14 protein-coding genes are annotated in these 18,945 nt (G+C 53.4%); 11 read left to right on the top strand and 3 right to left on the bottom strand.

The features are described from left to right. Positions 1-28 precede the first annotated feature (28 nt). Both KUE00_RS02115 and KUE00_RS02110 read right to left on the bottom strand, forming a co-directional pair. Entirely contained in the window at positions 29-2,659 is a 2,631-nt protein-coding gene (locus tag KUE00_RS02115) for a diguanylate cyclase (protein ID WP_246757834.1), read from the bottom strand. Positions 2,660-2,805: 146 nt separating this feature from the next. After that, the gene (locus KUE00_RS02110; RefSeq protein WP_246757833.1) at positions 2,806-3,435 is read right to left on the bottom strand and encodes a phosphatase PAP2 family protein; all 630 of its coding nucleotides are present in this window, start codon (positions 3,433-3,435) and stop codon (positions 2,806-2,808) included. Positions 3,436-3,708: 273 nt separating this feature from the next. Here KUE00_RS02110 and udk point away from each other — a divergent pair, with 273 nt between their 5' ends. From udk to asmA, 3 genes are all read left to right on the top strand, one after another. Next, positions 3,709-4,350 carry a uridine kinase gene (udk, locus tag KUE00_RS02105; RefSeq protein ID WP_246757832.1) on the top strand — a complete coding sequence of 214 codons (642 nt, stop codon included), beginning with the start codon at positions 3,709-3,711 and terminating at the stop codon, positions 4,348-4,350. An 85-nt stretch (positions 4,351-4,435) separates the two neighbouring features. Continuing rightward, positions 4,436-5,029: a dCTP deaminase gene (gene dcd / locus KUE00_RS02100; protein WP_246757831.1), complete on the top strand. Its 594-nt coding sequence runs from the start codon at positions 4,436-4,438 to the stop codon at positions 5,027-5,029. A gap of 90 nt (positions 5,030-5,119) precedes the next feature. Beyond that, the gene (gene asmA, locus KUE00_RS02095; RefSeq protein ID WP_246757830.1) at positions 5,120-6,946 is read left to right on the top strand and encodes an outer membrane assembly protein AsmA; all 1,827 of its coding nucleotides are present in this window, start codon (positions 5,120-5,122) and stop codon (positions 6,944-6,946) included. A gap of 84 nt (positions 6,947-7,030) precedes the next feature. Here the strand turns inward: asmA and KUE00_RS02090 are convergent, their stop codons facing one another. Continuing rightward, entirely contained in the window at positions 7,031-8,602 is a 1,572-nt protein-coding gene (locus tag KUE00_RS02090; RefSeq protein WP_246758073.1) for a TerC family protein, read from the bottom strand. Between the two features lie 780 nt (positions 8,603-9,382). Here KUE00_RS02090 and wbaP point away from each other — a divergent pair. The 8 genes from wbaP to KUE00_RS02050 all read left to right on the top strand — a co-directional run bounded on the left by wbaP (position 9,383) and on the right by KUE00_RS02050 (position 18,908). Next, complete coding sequence (gene wbaP, locus KUE00_RS02085; RefSeq protein WP_246757829.1) at positions 9,383-10,816, top strand: undecaprenyl-phosphate galactose phosphotransferase WbaP; 1,434 nt, start codon at positions 9,383-9,385, stop codon at positions 10,814-10,816. A 246-nt stretch (positions 10,817-11,062) separates the two neighbouring features. Beyond that, positions 11,063-12,196, top strand: a complete 1,134-nt coding sequence (locus tag KUE00_RS02080) for a polysaccharide export protein (protein WP_246757828.1) — start codon at positions 11,063-11,065, stop codon at positions 12,194-12,196. Between the two features lie 10 nt (positions 12,197-12,206). Then, a complete protein-coding gene (locus KUE00_RS02075) occupies positions 12,207-12,641 on the top strand; it encodes an arsenate reductase/protein-tyrosine-phosphatase family protein (protein ID WP_246757827.1) in 435 nt (144 codons plus the stop codon). 12 nt (positions 12,642-12,653) lie between these two features. Then, positions 12,654-14,831, top strand: coding sequence for a tyrosine-protein kinase Wzc (gene wzc / locus KUE00_RS02070; RefSeq protein ID WP_246757826.1), 2,178 nt, complete (start codon positions 12,654-12,656; stop codon positions 14,829-14,831). Between the two features lie 110 nt (positions 14,832-14,941). Continuing rightward, entirely contained in the window at positions 14,942-15,859 is a 918-nt protein-coding gene (locus tag KUE00_RS02065) for a glycosyltransferase family 2 protein (protein WP_246757825.1), read from the top strand. Positions 15,860-15,882: 23 nt separating this feature from the next. Beyond that, the gene (locus KUE00_RS02060; protein WP_246757824.1) at positions 15,883-17,010 is read left to right on the top strand and encodes an EpsG family protein; all 1,128 of its coding nucleotides are present in this window, start codon (positions 15,883-15,885) and stop codon (positions 17,008-17,010) included. Positions 17,011-17,077: 67 nt separating this feature from the next. Then, positions 17,078-17,830 carry a glycosyltransferase family 2 protein gene (locus KUE00_RS02055; protein WP_246757823.1) on the top strand — a complete coding sequence of 251 codons (753 nt, stop codon included), beginning with the start codon at positions 17,078-17,080 and terminating at the stop codon, positions 17,828-17,830. 43 nt (positions 17,831-17,873) lie between these two features. Next, complete coding sequence (locus KUE00_RS02050; RefSeq protein ID WP_246757822.1) at positions 17,874-18,908, top strand: glycosyltransferase; 1,035 nt, start codon at positions 17,874-17,876, stop codon at positions 18,906-18,908. Positions 18,909-18,945: the final 37 nt, after the last annotated feature.

The following is an 18,945-nucleotide window of genomic DNA, read 5'->3' as shown; positions in this document are numbered from 1 at the left end:
ATTCATTCTAAGCCCCAGCGCTGCGCGCTTAAAAACCCTTCTGGCGCTTATCGTTTAGCGGCAGGGCCTGGCCTTTTTCCGGCACCGGAACCGTCTCCAGCAGCCTGGCTTCATATACGGAGACCTGTCCACGCCCGTTGTGCTTGGCGTTGTAACAGGCCAGATCTGCCTGCGCCATCACGTCGCTGTCGTGACAGTTATCTTTATTCAGCAAGGTCAGGCCGGCACTGGCCCCAATCCGGTGCAGCTGGCCGTCCCACACGAAAGCGTAGTGGTTGACGGCCTCCACCAGGCGAGTCGCCAGCTCGTGCGCTTCGCGTAGCGCACAGTCCGGCAGCAGCACGCCAAACTCGTCGCCGCCCAGGCGGGCAAGCACGTCATTACCGCGCAGATGTTGCTTCATCTGATTGGATATTTCCCGCAGCAGCGCGTCGCCCGCAGCGTGACCAGCGCTATCGTTGACCGCCTTGAAGCGATCCAGATCGATAAAAATCAGGCTGTGCTGACGCTGCTGCTGCCTGGCCGACTGCAACAGCTGCTTGAGGCGCTGTTCAAAACTCACCCGGTTGGGCAGGCGCGTCAGCATATCGTGCGAAGCGCCGTAGCTCAGCCGCCGCATCATTTCCCGGGAGGCGCTGACGTCCTGAATAACCACCACGCTGCCAATGTTTTCGCCTTCCTGGGTCTTCAGCGGCGTAATGCTGTAGTGAATATCAAAACGGTCGCCGCTGCGGTTATGCAGCACCAGCTCCTGTTCCAGGTCGGGAACGGATTTACTGAGCGGCAGTTCGCACAGCAGTAGATTTTCCATCGGCGGGCCGTCGTTGCCTCGCGTGATGCGCAATATGGTGCTGACGGGCTGGCCTTCCGCTTCTTCCTGCGTCCAGCCGCTCATCATTTCCGCCACCGGATTCATAAAAATGATGCGCATCTCCTGGTCGGTGCTGATCACCGCTTCGCCAATGGCGTCCAGCGTGATGTGCATCCGCTCTTTTTCCTGATAAAGCGCGTCGGTCAGCTGACGCATCGCGGTCACGTCCTGGTTGATACCCAGCATCCTTTCTGCTTTGCCGCCGTCGTCAAAAACCAGCGTTGAATGACTGTGAATAAAGCGAATGCCTTTTTCCGTGACGATACGAAATACCAAATCCACCGGCCTGGATTTTTTAATTCCTTCGTCGAAAGCGTCAATGGCCATTTGCCTGTCTGCGGGAAGCAGGCTGTTGACCCAGGTAAGGTAGGTCGCCTGGCCTTCTTCTTGCAGACCGTAGATCTCAAACATGCGTTTGTCCCAGCTCATTTTGCCGGTTTTCAGGCTCAGGTCCCAGACGCCGATACCGCCTGCTTCGGTAGCCAGCGTAATACGCTGCATCAGACGGCGGTTGACCTTTTCGGTCTGCTTGAGGTCGGTGATATCTTCAATTTGGGAAATAAAGTAGAGCGGCCGCCAGTCCGTGTCGCGTACCAGCGAAACGGCCAGCAACACCCAGACAACCTGGCCATCTTTGCGCAGATAGCGCTTTTCATGGCTGTAGGTATCGATTTCGCCTTCCAGTAAGGCGTTCAGTTTCCCTTCGTCGGAAGCCAGATCTTCAGGATGCGTCAGCTGCTGAAAGGTCATATTAGTCAGCTCTTCCTGCCGATAGCCCAGCAGGCGGCACAGCGATTTATTAACCTGTAGCCAGCGGCCTTCCGGTGCGACCAGCGCCATGCCGATAACGGAGTACTCCATGGCGTGACGAAAACGGGCTTCGCTTTGCGAGATAAGCTTTTTCTCTTCGCGAAAAGAGTGCATCACCAGCGTCATCATATGACCAGGCACAATCGCCAGCAGCAGCGGTAGCCAGGGCACGTTATTGACCACCGAAACGTTATCCGCATAGTGCAGCAGCTGATTCAGCGCCAGCAGCATGGTCATCATCATCAGCGTGGCGAGAAAGATAATAAAGGCAGAAAAACGCGGCAGCCGCACGGCGCTGTAAAACAGCACCACCATCACAAAGGTAAAAGACCAGGGAAGATAGCGTAAGGCGCAGTAGTTCAGCGCCAGCGTAATAATGAGCGTTAACAGCGTTTCGAATAGCGCGTTCTGGTTCAGCGACCGGCGTATTTCTTCGGGGTGCCACAGCAGGGCAACCGGCCCCAGTGCCAGCATGCCAATCGTTTCGGATATCGCCCAGGTGGTAAAAAAGTGCAGGCTAGCCTGGCCAGAAAAGCTCTGTACCCAGCAGGCCAGCAGCGCACCGGCCAGCGGGGTAAAAATACAGACGGCGACCACCATCTTGCTCCAGCTAAGCAGCGAATCCAGCGGGGTCTTTTTATTCAGCAGAATACGCAGCAGCGCACCGCCCAGCAGCGCCTGCAGCAAATTAATCAGCGGAAACATCCACACGATGGCAGAGCGATCCGCCAGCAGGAAATTGGCAGCAAAGATGCCGATAATACAGCTACCCAGCAGGACAGGCAGCGTATGGATGGGCTGGCGGAAGACAATCATGGTCATCAACGCGGTGGAAAGCCACAGTGACGAAATCTGTACGCTGACCTTAATCAGTTCCAGGCAGAACAGCGTCAGAACAAAGGAAAGCAAGCCAAAAGCCGCGCCTTTGAGCCACGGAAAAGAAAAGCGGCCAGCAGAGAGAAAAGTATCAGTCGTCATAAATATCCAGCGAGGCAACAGAAGTCGGCCAGCCCGTACCAGGTAACTTAAGGCATGCTAACACAATCATTTTTGATTGCCTGCGCTAATTCAAAAGATCGCTCTGTTCGGTCGATTGAATTGTTTACGATTGTTAAGCGCGCCGGTTACTGCCGCAGCTTCAGTAAGTCTGCGCGTGTCCAGGGATGATCAATACCGGCTATCTGCACCGACAGACGCTGTAAAAACCACTGGGTAGTGGCGAGGCGGCCATGGCTCAGCAGCAGAAGCGGCAGCAAGAGCGCAATACAGAGCTGCACGGCGGAAAAACCCTGCAGCCGCGCATGTCGCTGGCTGACCAGAAAAGCGCTGCTCAGCGTAAAGCCCAGCACCAGGCCAGCCACCACTTCGCTAACCGAATGATAATCCAGCACCAGGCGGGAAACGCCCACCATTACCGGGATGGCATAACCGACGGCAACGGCCAGCGCGCGGCCGGAGGGGGACAAACGACCGCTAAGCAGCCACAGCATTACCGGCCATAGCGTGGCGGACATAGCGGTATGGCCGCTAAAGCCGGTAAAATTCAGCCAGGCACTGCCGATGCCAAAGCCCATAAACGCCACTTTCGACAGGCTGACGATAGCGCCAGCAGAGCAAAAGGCCAGCGCCCAGTAGAGAGGAGCACGCCGGTCGCTGTTTTTCCAGCCAATCAGTCCAGCCATAACGATAGCCGTTGGGATAAGCAGCATGCTATCGCCAAAATAGGTTAAAATATGCACGGTACGCCAGAACACGCTGTTTCCTTATTATTGTAAATTGAACCGACAGGCCGGCGAAGAATGATATGCCGTGTTGCGTCGTCAGGCCAGCCGCAAATGATGACGAATGCCGCCACAGGCGTCCGGGCCGGTAGATGAAACTGGTCATTAGTTTAACGGCAGAGCGAACAGAGGCATAACGGGAAAGTCTTAAAAGCTTTTCGCTGGCATCAACATCCCGAAATCCTTATAATTACGCGCGAAAACATCCTCTCCATCGTCTCAGACACAAATCAGGTCTTTAATTTTATGACTGACAAGTCGCATCAGTGCGTCATCGTAGGTATCGCCGGCGCATCTGCCTCGGGAAAAAGTCTTATTGCCAGTACGCTCTATCGTGAAGTGCGCGATCGGGTTGGTGATGAAAATATTGGTGTTATCCCTGAGGATGCTTATTACAAAGACCAAAGCCATCTGACTATGGATGAGCGGGTAAAAACGAATTACGATCATCCCAGCGCGATGGATCATAACCTGCTGCTACAGCATCTACAGATGCTGAAGGCCGGCCAGGCTATCGATTTGCCGGTTTATAGCTATGTTGAGCATACGCGTACCGCGCAGACCATCCAGCTGAAACCCAAAAAGGTGATTATTCTGGAAGGCATACTGCTGCTGACAGACGCCCGCCTGCGCAGCGAAATGAATTTCTCCATTTTTGTCGATACGCCGCTGGATATCTGCCTGATGCGCCGCATGAAACGTGACGTCAACGAGCGTGGCCGCTCAATGGACTCCGTGATGGCCCAGTATCAGAAAACGGTTCGCCCGATGTTCCTGCAGTTTATTGAGCCTTCCAAACAGTATGCCGATATCATCGTGCCGCGCGGCGGCAAAAACCGCATCGCGATTGATATCCTGAAGGCAAAAATCAATCAGTTCTTCGAATAGACCTGTTTTGCTTCGCTGACCGGAGTCCTGCGCAGGAAGCGGCCGGTCAGCGTTATCCCGCACCTTTACAGCAGTGGAGTACTTCATGCGATTATGCGACCGCGATATCGAAGCCTGGCTTGACAGTGGCCAGCTCGACATTTCCCCGCGTCCGCCGGTAGAACGGATTAACGGCGCCACCGTTGACGTTCGGTTGGGCAACCAGTTCAGAACTTTCCGCGGCCACACCGCGGCCTACATCGATCTTAGCGGCCCGAAAGACGAAGTCAGCGCGGCGCTTGACCGGGTAATGAGCGATGAAATCGTGCTGCCGGAAGGCGAAGCTTTCTTTCTACACCCTGGCGAACTGGCGCTGGCCGTGACTCTTGAGTCGGTCACTATCCCCGATAACCTGGTCGGCTGGCTGGATGGCCGCTCGTCGCTGGCTCGCCTTGGCCTGATGGTTCACGTGACCGCGCACCGTATCGATCCGGGCTGGCAGGGACGTATCGTGCTGGAGTTCTATAATTCTGGTAAGCTGCCGCTGGCGCTGCGGCCAGGCATGCTGATTGGCGCGCTAAGCTTTGAACCGCTTTCCGCACCGGCGGCCCGTCCTTATAACCGCCGCCAGGATGCTAAATATAAAGGTCAGCAGGGCGCGGATGCCAGCCGTATCGATAAAGATCAGGACAGCGCGTAAAGGCGGCAGGGAAAGGTGCTGAGTCACGCCACCTTTTGCGCTGCGGCTAGTGGATGACGTCGTAAGAAGTGCAAGCAATAAGGGGAAGGCATGAAGAGATTTATCACCACGCTGGCCATTTTGCTGGTGGTCGTTGTGGCCGGAATGACGGCGCTGGTTTTGCTGGTCAATCCGAATGATTTTCGCGCCTATATGGCTGAGCAGGTCGAGCAGCGCAGCGGCTATCACCTGGCGATGAACGGCGACCTGCGCTGGCACGTCTGGCCGCAGCTCAGCATTCTTTCCGGCCAGATGACGCTGACCGCGCCCGGTGCGGCACAGCCTTTCGTCAGCGCCAGCAATATGCGGCTCGACGTTAAGCTGCTTCCTCTGCTTTCCCACCAGCTGGCGGTCAAACAGGTCCTGCTGAAAGACGCCGTTGTTCGCCTTACGCCTGACAGCGAAAGCGCGCGTCCCGCTAACGCGCCAAAAGGCCCGGCCAATTCGGCACCGCCGTCGCCGCTTTCCCAGCGCTGGACGTTTGACATTGATAATTTGCAGATAGCGGACGGCCTGCTGGTCTGGCAGCAGGACAGCGGCGAACAGCTTAACGTGCGCGATCTAAACCTTCAGCTGTCGCAGAAACAGCGTCAAGCCCATATCGAGCTAAGCAGCCGTATCAGCCGCGATCAGCGCGAACTGCAAATAAACCTGAACGCCGATGCGGATCTTAGCCGCTATCCACAGCACCTTTCCGCGCTGGTTAATCAGCTGGATTACCAGCTGAGCGGTGTCGATCTGCCGCGTGAAGGCGTTAAAGGGCAGGCGAAGCTGGCGGCCGACTGGAGTGATAATAACGCTTTCAGCCTGAAAGATATTGCGCTGAGCCTGAACGACAGCCAGATAAGCGGCAGCGCCAGCGGAACGCTGGCCGGCCGTCCACAGATTAACCTGGACCTGCACGCGCCGCTGCTGAATATGGATTCGCTGTTAGGGCTGGAGGTCGGCGGCAACAACGGGCAAGGCATTCAGGCCCAGCGTTCTGGCCCGGGGCCGGTTATCGCTCAGGTAGAAGCCGATAACGCCAGTTCGCCCTTTAATCAGTTCAACGGCAAGCTGGCGATAGCGGTGGACAAGATGCGCTGGCGGGGCATGGCCTTTGACCAGGTGGCGTTTCAGGCTACCAATGATAACGGCCTGCTTACTCTCTCTACGCTAAGCGGTAAGGCCGGTAACGGGCATTTTTCTCTGCCCGGCAGCGTGGATTTCCGTCAGGCGCAAACCCGGATAGCCCTTAACCCCTCGCTGCAAAATATTGCCGTCGCACCGCTGCTGCAGGCGTTTGAAATGCCAGCTTCGCTGAGCGGTGACGTGACGCTGAACGGCAGTTTTAGCGGTACTGGCCTGACCGTTCCCGCTTTTAAACGAGCATGGCAGGGGAGTGCGGAGTTAAGCCTGAATAACGCGCTGATATCGGGGCTGAACTTCCAGCGCATGATCCAGCGAGCGGTAGAACGCAGCAGCAACCGCGTTCATGCTGCCTCGTCCCCGGATAACGATTTCCAGCAGATAACGGGAAAAATGATGCTGCAAAACGGGCTGCTCGCCTTTGTCGATATGCAGGGACGCGCTTCCATGCTGAACTACAGCGGCAAAGGAACGGTGGATCTGGCGAAGCAGCAGGCGGATATGAATTTTGGCATCACCGTGACCGAGGGCTGGCAGGGTGACAGCGAGCTGGTGAGCCGTTTACAGCAAACCGCCGTGCCTTTACGCATTTATGGCCCGTGGAACGGACTGAACTATTCGCTGCAAATCGATCAGGTGCTGCGCCAGCAGCTGCAGGATGAGGCGAAAAAACGACTTAAAGAGTGGTCGGAAAAAAATCCGCAAAATGGCAAAAACAGCTCGGTTCAGAAGCTTATTAAGGATCTGTAGAGCGTTAACGAAAGGTAAGGCGCGCCATCCCTGGCGCTTACCGCAGGCCCGGCGGGTGCCGGATTTTTCCGCCGTCAGGACTGGTTAATAGGCTTCTTCTTCCTGCACCAGAGAGATAATCTGTACTTTCTGCACGCGATGGTTTTCAACCTGTAGCGTGCGGAACAGATAGTCTTCAATCTGAATCTCTTCGCCTTCCTGCGGCACGCGCTGCATATGCTCCATTAACAGACCGGCCAGCGTGTGGTACTCGCGCTTTTCGTCCAGCGGTAAAGGAATGTAGAGGATCAGATCGTCCAGCGGCATGTGGCCGTTGGCTGTCCAGCTCCCGTCCGCGTTCTGCTGAATGTCGTAGCGAGGATCGATAGCTTCTCCTTCATTGGGAAGATTACCGGCTATCGTTTCCATCACGTCGCTGAGCGTCACCACGCCTTCCACCGAACCAAACTCATCCACCACAAACGCAAAATGCGTGCGCGCGTTGCGAAATTGCTCCAGCGCCGGCAGCAGAGAAAGCTGCTCCGGAAACACCAGCGGCTGACGAATAAGCGCGCGGATATCCAGGCTGTCGCCGTGCAGCGCCTGCTTGAGCAGGTCAATCACATGAATAACGCCGAGCGGATCTTCACTGTTTTCCGTGACCACCATCCGCGTGTGCTGGTTCTGATCGAGCATCGCCATAATTTTCTCCGGCGACTCGCTGAGATCGACCGACACGATATCCTGACGGGAAGTCATGATACTGCTTACGGTACGCTGGCCCATACCGAGCACGCGCGCAATCATCATGCGTTCCTGCTTGTTGAAAATCGCCTGGCTGCTGGCATCGGCCACCAGCGAGGAGGTTTCAGCATCCAGCTCTGTCTGCTCGTGACCGCCGCGCAGCAGACGCAGGACGGCTTCGGCGGTGCGCTTGCGCAGCGGGGCTTTGGCAGAGAGAAAACGTCGGCGATTAAAATGCGCCAGCTGGTTCAGCGCTTCGATAATCACGGAGAAGCCTATCGCGGCATAGAGATAGCCTTTAGGAATATGATAGCCAAAGCCGTCCGCCACCAGGCTAAAGCCGATCATCAGCAGGAAGCTCAGGCAAAGAATAACGATAGTCGGATGCTGGTTAACGAAGCGGGTGAGGGGTTTGCTGGCCAGCAACATTAAGCAAATAGCGATAATCACGGCCGCCATCATTACCGCAAGGCTGTCGACCATGCCTACAGCGGTAATCACTGAATCAAGCGAGAAGACGGCATCCAGCACCACTATTTGCGCGACAACCGGCCAGAAGCGCGCGCCGCGTTTTTGCGGATTGTCATCTTCATCTTTACCTTCCAGCCTTTCATTCAGCTCTATGGTCGCTTTAAACAGCAGGAAAACACCGCCCAGCAGCATAATTAAATCGCGCGCGCTAAAAGCGTGTCCGGCCACGACGAAGAGGGCAGAGGTCAGCGAAGAGAGCCAGGAAATAGAGGCCAGCAGCAGCAGGCGCATGACCAGAGCAAGCAGCAGGCCGGTGACGCGGGCGCGGTCACGCTGCGCGGACGGCAGTTTCTCTGCCAGAATGGCAATAAAGACAAGATTATCAATGCCCAGCACCAGCTCTAATACGATCAGGGTGACAAGGCCAGCCCAGATTGACGGATCGACGATCCATTCAAACATCAGAAGTTCACTCATACAGATTAAGGAAACGCCATGATGATAGGGGATGTCACATAATTCAACAAATAATCACACGGCTACGCTGCGGGGCGTATAACTGGCGCTCTCTGTTACTGCCGATTTTAGAATCATCTGACGGGCATTCAAATGCATGGAATAGTTTTTCAAGAATATTCGCATAGGTATGACCAATAAAATAAGGGATACTTAAGGTGCAGGGTTAAATCGGACGGGATTAATCTTAGTTTTACAATAAAGTTAATCTGAATTTCTTATCAATGACCCTGTTAGCTATAGCGAGGAGGACAAGGTAGTCTTAATCCTAAAAGAGCGGAGCAGCGGGAACAGGCTCTTGTAAACAGGCCAGTTATAACTAGTATAGCAACGTGTTAGTAAATGCCTGCGTAAATGTAGCAATTAGCACGGTCGTAGCTCGGCGTCCTTTTAAGTTTTGGCTTCATCCGGGCGATGAAAAGCTTTAGCCTGCACCGAGAGGACAGGATAAAACCAACATAGCAGAACGAGATACAGCGCATTGGCAGCTACAAGCCAGGGGCGGTAGCGTGTCTGGACAGGTGGAAACGTCAGCGTCCTGACAGGGCTTCCATCAGGTTGTTGTTGATTTTACATGTCAATTTTCAAGCTCTGCTACGCGTTCCGGCGATCTGTTGCACCACCCCGAAATACGTCTTTCATAAATGACGTGCTTAAAAAATACGCAATCCTCAGCAGTGGAAATTATTAAACCACAGGCTTTTGAAGAAAAAATAAGAGTTAACTATGCGCGATATAGAATTTACCTTTAAAGGGCTGTTAATTAAACTTTCATTAGCACTTTCAGACCTGATTTTTTTTAACGCCTCTTTATTTATTGCAATCCTCCTGATGAAAAGTTTTCCGGGGAATTTACTGGATGACATTTCAACTCAGGATCTGCAGTTAAAAATAAGCACACACATTATTCTTTCTGTTATTTGTATTGCCTGGTTCTGGGTTCGCCTGCGCCACTATACTTATCGCAAACCCTTCTGGTTCGAATTAAAAGAAATTTTCCGTAGCGTCCTGATCTTCTCCGTGATCGACCTTTCCATCACGGCATTATCTAAATGGGAAATGTCACGCTGGACCTGGTTATTAACCTGGCTGCTGGCGCTGGTGCTGATCCCGGTAGGGCGTGCGCTGGTCAAACGCATTCTGAATCGCTACGGCCTGTGGAAAAAACAGTCCATCATCATTGGCAGCGGCAAAAATGCTGAAGAAGCCTATATGGCGCTGCAAAGTGAAGAGGTAATGGGTTTTGACGTGGTAGCGTTCTACGATGTAGACGGCATGACCGCCGCGCCAGCGCTGTTCGGTATTCCCGTTATTAATGATGAATCATCGCTGTGGCAGCAGGTAAACAGCGAAACGCAGTTTATTGTGGCGGTGGAGTTTGAACAAAGTCATCACCGTGACCTGTGGCTAAAAAACCTGGCGAAACATAATTGTCGTTCCGTTTCCGTTATTCCTTCATTACGCGGCGTTCCGCTTTACGGCACTGATATGGCTTATATCTTTAGCCATGAAGTGATGATTTTACGGGTAAGCAACAATCTGGCAAAACGCACCTCGCGTATTATCAAACGTGCTTTTGATATCTTTGGCGCGCTGGCTATTATCACCATGTTGATGCCCGCGCTGGCTATTCTGATATTTATGGTTTCTCGTGACGGCGGCAAACCTATTTACGGTCACGAACGTGTAGGGCTAAACGGTCGTAAATTTAAATGCCTCAAGTTCCGCTCGATGGTGATCAATTCCAAAGAAGTGCTGGAAGAGGTATTACGTACCGATCCTGTTGCGCGTGCGGAATGGGACAAAGACTTCAAGCTTAAGAACGATCCTCGCATCACCCGTATCGGCCACTTTATCCGCAAAACCAGCCTCGACGAGCTGCCGCAGCTCTGGAACGTGGTGCGCGGCGAAATGAGTCTGGTTGGACCGCGTCCGGTTATCGAAGATGAGCTGGAGCGCTACGCGGGCGACGTTGATTACTACTTTATGGCCAAGCCGGGCATGACCGGACTGTGGCAGGTCAGCGGTCGTAACGACGTGGACTATGAAACTCGCGTCTATTTTGACTCCTGGTACGTAAAAAACTGGTCTTTATGGAACGATATTGCCATTCTCTTCAAAACCATTGGCGTGGTACTGAAGCGAGACGGCGCATACTAAAAAATTTCGGCGCGTTTGCAAGAGCGCGCCGCTGTTATTGCGTGGTTTGACTGATGACTGTCACTGACTTGCGCGCTCAACGTTCCTCTGTTAAGCGTCGGCTCACAGCGAGCCGGCAAGGCAAAAAAGGAAAGGGATCAGGTGATGACTGACAGTTACAGTGAATAAAACGCTTTTACCTTTGCAAGACGCTACACAGCGGCGGATCCGCCACTATCAATCAAATTACTGATAGCGATGAAACAGATGATTACAATCAAAACGAAGTTATTGCCCTTGTTGATCTCGGCTGCACTCCTTTCAGGATGTACGATCGTTCCGGGTTCAAAGCTTTCCACCAGCGGTAAAGATGTTATCAAGCAGCAGGATAGCGATTTTGATATTGATAAATACGTCAATGTCTTCCCTATGACCCCAAGCCTGGTTGAACGTATGCGTCCTACCCCTGTGGTAGCGCGTCCTAACCCACAGCTGCAAACCGAAATTCAGAACTACGAATACCACATTGGTATTGGCGACGTGCTTAACGTCACCGTCTGGGATCACCCGGAACTTACCACGCCAGCCGGTCAGTACCGTAGCGCCAGCGATACCGGTAACTGGGTGCATTCAGACGGCACGATTTTCTATCCTTACATCGGTCGCGTGCGCGTAGCAGGCCGTACCGTGCAGGAAGTACGTACCGAGATGGCCAGCCGCCTGGCGCAGTACATCGAAAGCCCGCAGATCGATGTCAGCGTCGCCTCTTTTAAATCACAGAAAGCCTACGTGACCGGAGAGGTAACCACTTCCGGCCAGCAGGCGATTACTAACGTGCCGTTAACCATTCTGGACGCGGTTAACGCAGCGGGCGGCCTGACTACCAACGCCGACTGGCGCAACGTGGTGTTGACCCACAACGGTGCTGAAATCCCGGTTTCTTTACAGGCGCTGATGCAAAACGGCGACCTGTCGCAAAACCATCTGCTTTACCCCGGCGATATTCTGTTTATCCCGCGTAACGACGATCTGAAAATCTTTGTGATGGGCGAAGTGAAACAGCAGAGCACGCTGAAAATGGATCGCAGCGGCATGACGCTGTCGGAAGCGCTGGGCAGCGCGCAGGGCATGGATCAAACCTCCTCTGATGCGACCGGCGTCTTCGTTATCCGTCCAATCAAAGGTAAGAACCGCACCAAGATTGCCAACATCTATCAGCTGAACCTGAAGGATGCATCAGCGATGGTGATGGGGTCTGAATTCCAGCTTGAGCCGTATGACATCGTGTATGTCACCTCTACGCCGCTGACTCGTTGGAACCGCGTTATTTCTCAGCTGACGCCAACCATTTCCGGCGTGTATAACGCAACCGAGAACGTGCGTTATATCCATAACTGGTAATCGGGGCAATATGATTAATTCAATCTTAGTCGTCTGTGTCGGCAACATCTGCCGTTCTCCGACCGGCGAACGGTTGTTAAAACGTGCACTCCCTGACAAGCAAATAGCGTCCGCCGGGCTGAATGCCATGACGGGCTATGCTGCAGAACAGACCGCCAGCGAGGTTGCCGCAGCAAACGGCCTTTCGCTGGCGGGTCACCAGGCGCAGCAGTTTACGGCTGAACTCTCACGGGAGTTTGACCTCATCCTGGTGATGGAGAAAAAGCATATCGATCAGATTACCCGTATTGACCCGGCCGCACGCGGCAAAACCATGCTGATGGGCCACTGGCTCAATCAAATTGAGATAGCGGATCCGTATAAAAGAAGTCGTGAAGCCTTTGAGGCCGTTTACGGATTACTTGAAAACGCTACCCAGAAATGGGTCAACGTATTAAGCCGATAGTTGGGATTATTCATGAAAACAAAAAACAGGGTCATGACGGCACCGCAGGAAGAGACAAAAGGGTTAGATCTGGCGCATCTGGTTGGTCAGCTGGTTGACCATCGCTGGATCATTGTCGCCGTCACTGCCGTCTTTATGCTGCTGGGCACGCTTTATACGCTCTTCGCCACGCCAATCTACAGCGCTGACGCGCTGGTACAGGTAGAACAGAAAGACTCCAGCTCGGTACTGACCAATATTCAGGATGCTTTACCGCAGACGCCTGAATCCGATACCGAGATTCAGATCCTGCAGTCGCGCATGGTTATCGGTAAAACCGTTCACGACCTGGGTCTGGATACCGTGGTTGAGCAGGACTACTTTCCAATAATTGGTAAAGGACTGGCGCGCATCATGGGCGACAAGCAGGCGGATATCGCCGTGTCTCGCCTGGAACTGCCGCTTAAATGGAAAAAGCGCAACGTTGAACTGGAAGTGAACGACGCGCAAAGCTATACCGTAAGCAAAGACGGCGACGAGCTGTTTAAAGGCCGTGTCGGCCAGCTGGAGCAGCACGGCGACGTGACTATGCTGGTCAGCGGCATCGATGCAGATAAAGGCACCAGCTTCACGGTTACCAAGCTCAATGAGCTACAGGCAATCAGCATGGTGGTGGGCAACCTGTCCGTTGCGGACAAAGGTAAAGACACCGGCGTGCTTGGCCTGAACTATCAGGGTTCCGATCCTGATAGCATCAGCAAAATCCTTAACCGCATTGTTGATAACTACCTGCTGCAAAACGTTGAGCGCAAATCTGAACAGGCGGAACGCAGCCTGGCCTTCCTGCGCGATCAGCTGCCACAGGTACGCAACAAGCTGAACGAAGCAGAAGACAAGCTCAATACCTTCCGTCGTCAGAACGAATCGGTTGATATGTCGCTGGAAGCGAAGTCGGCGCTGGACTCTTCGGTTAACGTACAGAACCAGCTGAACCAGCTGACCTTCCGTGAAGCCGAAGTTTCCCAGCTTTACACCAAAGATCACCCGACCTACCGCGCCCTGCTTGAAAAGCGTAAAACGCTGGAAAACGAGCAGTCGCAGCTGAACAAAAAAATCGGCACTATGCCACAGACCCAGCAGGTTATTCTGCGTCTGACGCGTGATGTGCAGTCTGGCCAGGAAATCTACATGCAGCTGCTGAACCGTCAGCAGGAGCTGGCTATCAGCAAGGCGAGTACCGTTGGCGATGTGCGCATTATCGACCGTGCGGAAACCGCGCTGGCACCAGTCGCACCGAAAAAGATGCTGATTATCCTTGCCAGCCTGATCGCCGGCCTGGCTATTTCTGTGGGTCTGATCCTGCTGAAGGCGCTGTTCCATCACGGCATCGAAAATCCAGAGCAGCTGGAAGAGCTGGGCGTCAACGTTTACGCCAGCGTACCGCTTTCCGAATGGCAGCGTAAAAAAGACAGCGCGGCGCTGGCGCGTCGCGGCAGCAAAGTGAAAACCGATCCGCACGAAACGCTGCTGGCGCTGGGTAACCCAACCGACCTCTCTATCGAAGCGATCCGCAGCCTGCGTACCAGCCTGCACTTTGCAATGATGGAAGCGAAAAACAACGTACTGATGATTACCGGTGCCAGCCCTGGTATTGGTAAAACCTTTATCTGTGCCAACCTGGCGACGCTGGTCGCGAAAGCAGGGCAGAAGGTGTTGTTAATCGATGGCGATATGCGTCGCGGCTATACCCACGATCTGCTGGGTGCCGACAACCGTCAGGGGCTGTCTAATGTCCTTTCCGGAAAAACAGCATTTTCACCTGCGCTGGTTCAGCAGGGCGCTTACGGCTTTGACTTCCTGCCTCGTGGCCAGGTTCCACCAAACCCGTCTGAGCTGCTGATGCATCCACGCATGAACGAGCTGCTGACCTGGGCAAGCGAGAACTACGACCTGGTGCTGATCGATACGCCACCAATCCTGGCCGTGACCGATGCTTCCATTATTGGTAAGAGCGCGGGCACTTCGCTGATGGTCGCGCGTTTTGAAACCAACACCGCGAAAGAAGTAGATGTCAGCATCAAGCGCTTCGAGCAAAACGGCATTGAGATTAAAGGCGTGATCCTTAACGCCGTAGTGCGTAAAGCCGCTAACAGCTATGGCTACGGCTATGACTACTACGACTACAACTACGGTAAAGACGCGAAGAGCTGACAGGCTGCACGCAAAACCAACCGGGTCGGACTCCTCCGGCCCCGTTCGTCGGGAGAATAATCGGCCCGGCGAACGCAACCCTTTTGTTTAGACGTTAAAAGGTGCTGGCAATGCAGGATATTCGCTTCTCAATCGTCATCCCGGCGTATAACGCCTCAGAAACCATCGCCACCACGCTCGACTGCGTGCTGGCGCAAAGCTACCGTAACTTTGAAGTCATCATTGTCGATGACAAGTCAGACGACGCGGCGGCGCTGGCCGAGCTGGTTAACGGCCCGCGCTATCAGGAACTCAACATTCAGCTGGTGCTGTCGCAGGAGAAGCTCAACGGTGCCGGTGCGCGTAATAAAGGCATCGAACTGGCAAGCGGCGACTTTATCAGTTTCCTGGATGCTGACGATGAATGGCACGCTGACAAGCTGAAAGAGTCGGCCAGCAAAATTGCCGAGCTGGAAGCGCAGGGTGTAGAAAAATACATCGTCTTTAGTCAGGTTAATATCTGGCAGGATGGCAGCTTCCTGAAAGTCATGCCGATGCAGCCGCCGGGCGCCAACGAAACCATAGCGGAATATCTTTTTGGCTGTTATGGCTTTATGCAGACCAGCACGCTGGTGCTGAAGCGTGAAGACGCGCTGAAAATCAAATTCGACACGCGCTATCGTCGCCATCAGGATTACGATTTCTGCATCCGCGCCGACCGTATGGGCTATCGCTTTGTGATGATCCCGCGTCCGCTGGCAAACTACCATCTTATTACCCATTTTGGTTCAAAGCATAAAGGCGAGTCGGTTAAATACTCGTTTTTCTGGCTCGACTGCATGAAGCCATGGCTGACCGCGCGCGATATTCATACCTATAAAGCCTATAAGCTACCGCTGCGCTATAAAATGGATGGCAAGTCACTACACGCCAGCCTCAGCTTTGCCCGTTATTTCTTCTTAACCAATAAAGATAACCAGGCTTACTTCGTCAATCGACTGAAAGATAAGGTAAAAGAGCGCTTCGCCGGGAAAAAGGTTGTTTCCTGAATAATAATTCGGTGGATTAGAACATGGCAATATATTGGATTATCAGTTACACGATCCTGATATTTTGCCTTTTTGAGCTGGCGGCCATCAACCAGCTTCAGGAAGTCAAAATAAAGCGCGTCGTGACCTACTTCTTTTTTGTCGCCACGATCATATTGATCTGCTTTGGCGGCATGCGCGGGCCTGGCTCGGGCCTGGATAACGAGCAGTATCTTGGTTTCTTCCAGAACTTCTCCGCGCAGCTATCGATGGATGACTACGGCACGCTGGCGAAAATCTATCGCTACGAAAGCTTCTTTACGCTTCTGGCCGGCATCCTGGCGGTGTTTACGCGGGAAAGCTACTTTTTCCTGCTGCTGATCTGCATTATAGCCGTGGCGACCAACGCCTGGTGCTATAAAAAATATGCGCCGCTGATCCTGTGTTCGCTGTGTCTCTATTCAACGCACCTGTTTATCAACAAGGATATGAACCAGGTACGTTTCGGCCTCAGCAGCGCCTTTACCGTCGCCGCTATTCTGCTGGCTCAGGATCGTAAATGGGCGTGGGCGATAGTCGCAATGGTGCTGGCAACGCAGTCGCACTCTACCGCCTATGCGCTGATACTCCTGATCCCGTTTCTGTTTATCCGCGAGCGCAAATATCTGCCGCTGCTGATGATCGTCGTCTCCATTCCACTGGGGCTGGTCGGCGGTAAAAAACTATTCCTGGACACGCTGGGTATTGCGTCTCTGGTGGGCGACCGCGTATCGGGCTATGAGGGGACGGTATTCGATCAGGCCTCGCCGGTCTTTGGCCTGGCTAACCTGAAAAACATCGCCTTTATCGGCTTTTTCACCGTGGTTTACTGGGGGAAAAGACAGGTTGCGCCGGAAGACAGGCTGCCTTATATCCTGCTGATTGCCTATGCTATTGGCGCAGCGGTGCGTATTACCTTTGCTGACTTCTCTATTCTTGGCGGCAGGGTAGGTAACCTGTTCCTGCATACCGAGCCGCTGCTGCTGGCGTTTCTGATGATGCGCATTCGCAATCTGCTGTTCAATACGGTATTGCTGTTTGGTATGGCGAGCTACTATCTGGCCTATAACACCATCCTGTCCGTGCAGTCTATCGAAGGCTATAGCCTGGCACCGATATTCCGTCTTTTCTGATTTGCCCTTGCTTCGCGCTTTAGCGAAGCAATTTTCCACTCGTCTTTCTACAGATTCAGGTATCCAGATGAACAATCATGTTGGCACCGTCGGCATCGTTATGCCGATGTATAACGCGCGGCAGACCGTTTTGCGCGCCGTACAGTCGATAATCGACCAGACTTACCCTGACTGGCACCTCTACCTGATCAACGATAAATCGACCGACGATTCGCTGGCGCTGGTGCGCGAACAGTGTCGCGATCCGCGTATTACCATTATCGAAAATGAAGTTAACCTGGGTGCTGCCGAAACGCGTAACGCTGGCTTACGGGCCGCGACGCAGGAAATTATCGCTTTCCTCGACAGCGATGACGAATGGCACCCTGAAAAACTGGCGTTGCAGACGGCGGCCATTGCGGCCGGTGACAACTTTGTTATTACCCATTATCACTACAAAACGCGCAAGGCCGACCACGACATCGTTTACGGCAAGCCGGTGCTGCTGCGTGATAACTTCGTCAAAAAACAGTATCGCGTCTGTTTCTCCTCGGTCTGCTTCCGTCGTCCGCCGCAGGGCATTTTCTTCCAGCGCAAAGGCCACGAAGATTTTCTCTTCCTTTACGAACTGTTCAGCCTTTATCAGCAGGCACGGGTTATTCCGAAAATCCTGGTCAACTACTATGAACTGGGCGACTCCCTGTCGCGGAACAAAAATCGCGCGGCGCAGTGGCATCTTGAATTATTAAGAATTATCTATAAAAACAATCCGTTAAAAATCTATTACTATTACGGCTGGTATATGGTTAATGGCGTGCTGTTTACCCTGAAGCATCGATAAGCCAGCAGGTGGTTTTCATTTTTTCTGAGGTGGATAGCGGTTCATGAAAAAAATAGTTCTGGTGATTAAAGACGCCTACTCCTATGCGGGTACCGAAAACATCTGCAACTTTATGTCAGAGTGTCTGGGCGAAAGCAGTGAAGTCACCATTTATTCGCTGGAGGGCAGCGGTAAACCTTTTTATCCCTTCAGCCAGGTGAAAGAGATCGTCAGCTTTGACGGCCACAGCAACCCGATTAAAAGTATCGTACAGCGCGTGCACGAAGAGAACTTCGACAGCGTTTTCCTGATTAGCATGGGCCGTCTCAGCGTGATGTACGCTTTGTGGAGCCTGCTGTCGCTGAAGAAAAAGCGCGGCAAAGCCTACGCCTGCGAACACATCGCCATTAATTCTTTCAGCAAGCCCATTAAATTGCTGAAATATCTGCTTTTACGCTATTACGACAGCGTGGTCGTGCTGACCGATAAAGATCACCAGGTCTTCAGCCGCTGGGGTATTCCCAGCAAGCAAATTCCTAATCCGGTGGTCTACAAATCCTGGCAGCGCGAAACGCGTAGCCGCCAGGCGCTGGCGGTAGGCCGTCTCGATCACCAGAAAGGTTTCGACCTGCTGCTGGATATCTGGCACGACTTTGCCCGTAAGCATCCTGACTGGAAGCTGGTTATCGCCGGTGACGGCGAGCTGCGCGAGCAATTGCAGGCGCAGGCGGCAACGCTCGGCATCACCGACAGCGTCGACTTTGTCGGCAAAGTAAGCAATATCAATGATTATTATCGCGACAGCGATATGGCGCTGATGACTTCACGCTATGAAGGCCTGCCGCTGGTGCTGCTGGAAGCAAAATCCTGGTCGCTGCCGGTGGTCGCCTACGACTGTCCGACCGGCCCACAGGAAATTATCAACCACGAGCAGGATGGTTTCCTGGTGCCAATGAACGATAAAGCAACTTTTCTGGCCCGTATGGATCAGCTGGCCAACGACGACCGGCTCTTTTTTGCCATGAGCGAAAGTACCCGGACGACCGCGCTGAAGTTTGACGGCAAAAAAATAAAACAGAGCTGGCTCGCCCTGGCGTAGGCCGCTGGCGTTATTACCTCGGGAACATTTGATAACC

Origin of the sequence: Erwinia phyllosphaerae, assembly GCF_019132875.1 — a bacterium.
GTDB lineage: Bacteria > Pseudomonadota > Gammaproteobacteria > Enterobacterales > Enterobacteriaceae > Erwinia > Erwinia phyllosphaerae.
Note: the sequence above shows the minus strand (reverse complement) of the source record. Positions and strands in the feature narration are given on the sequence as shown.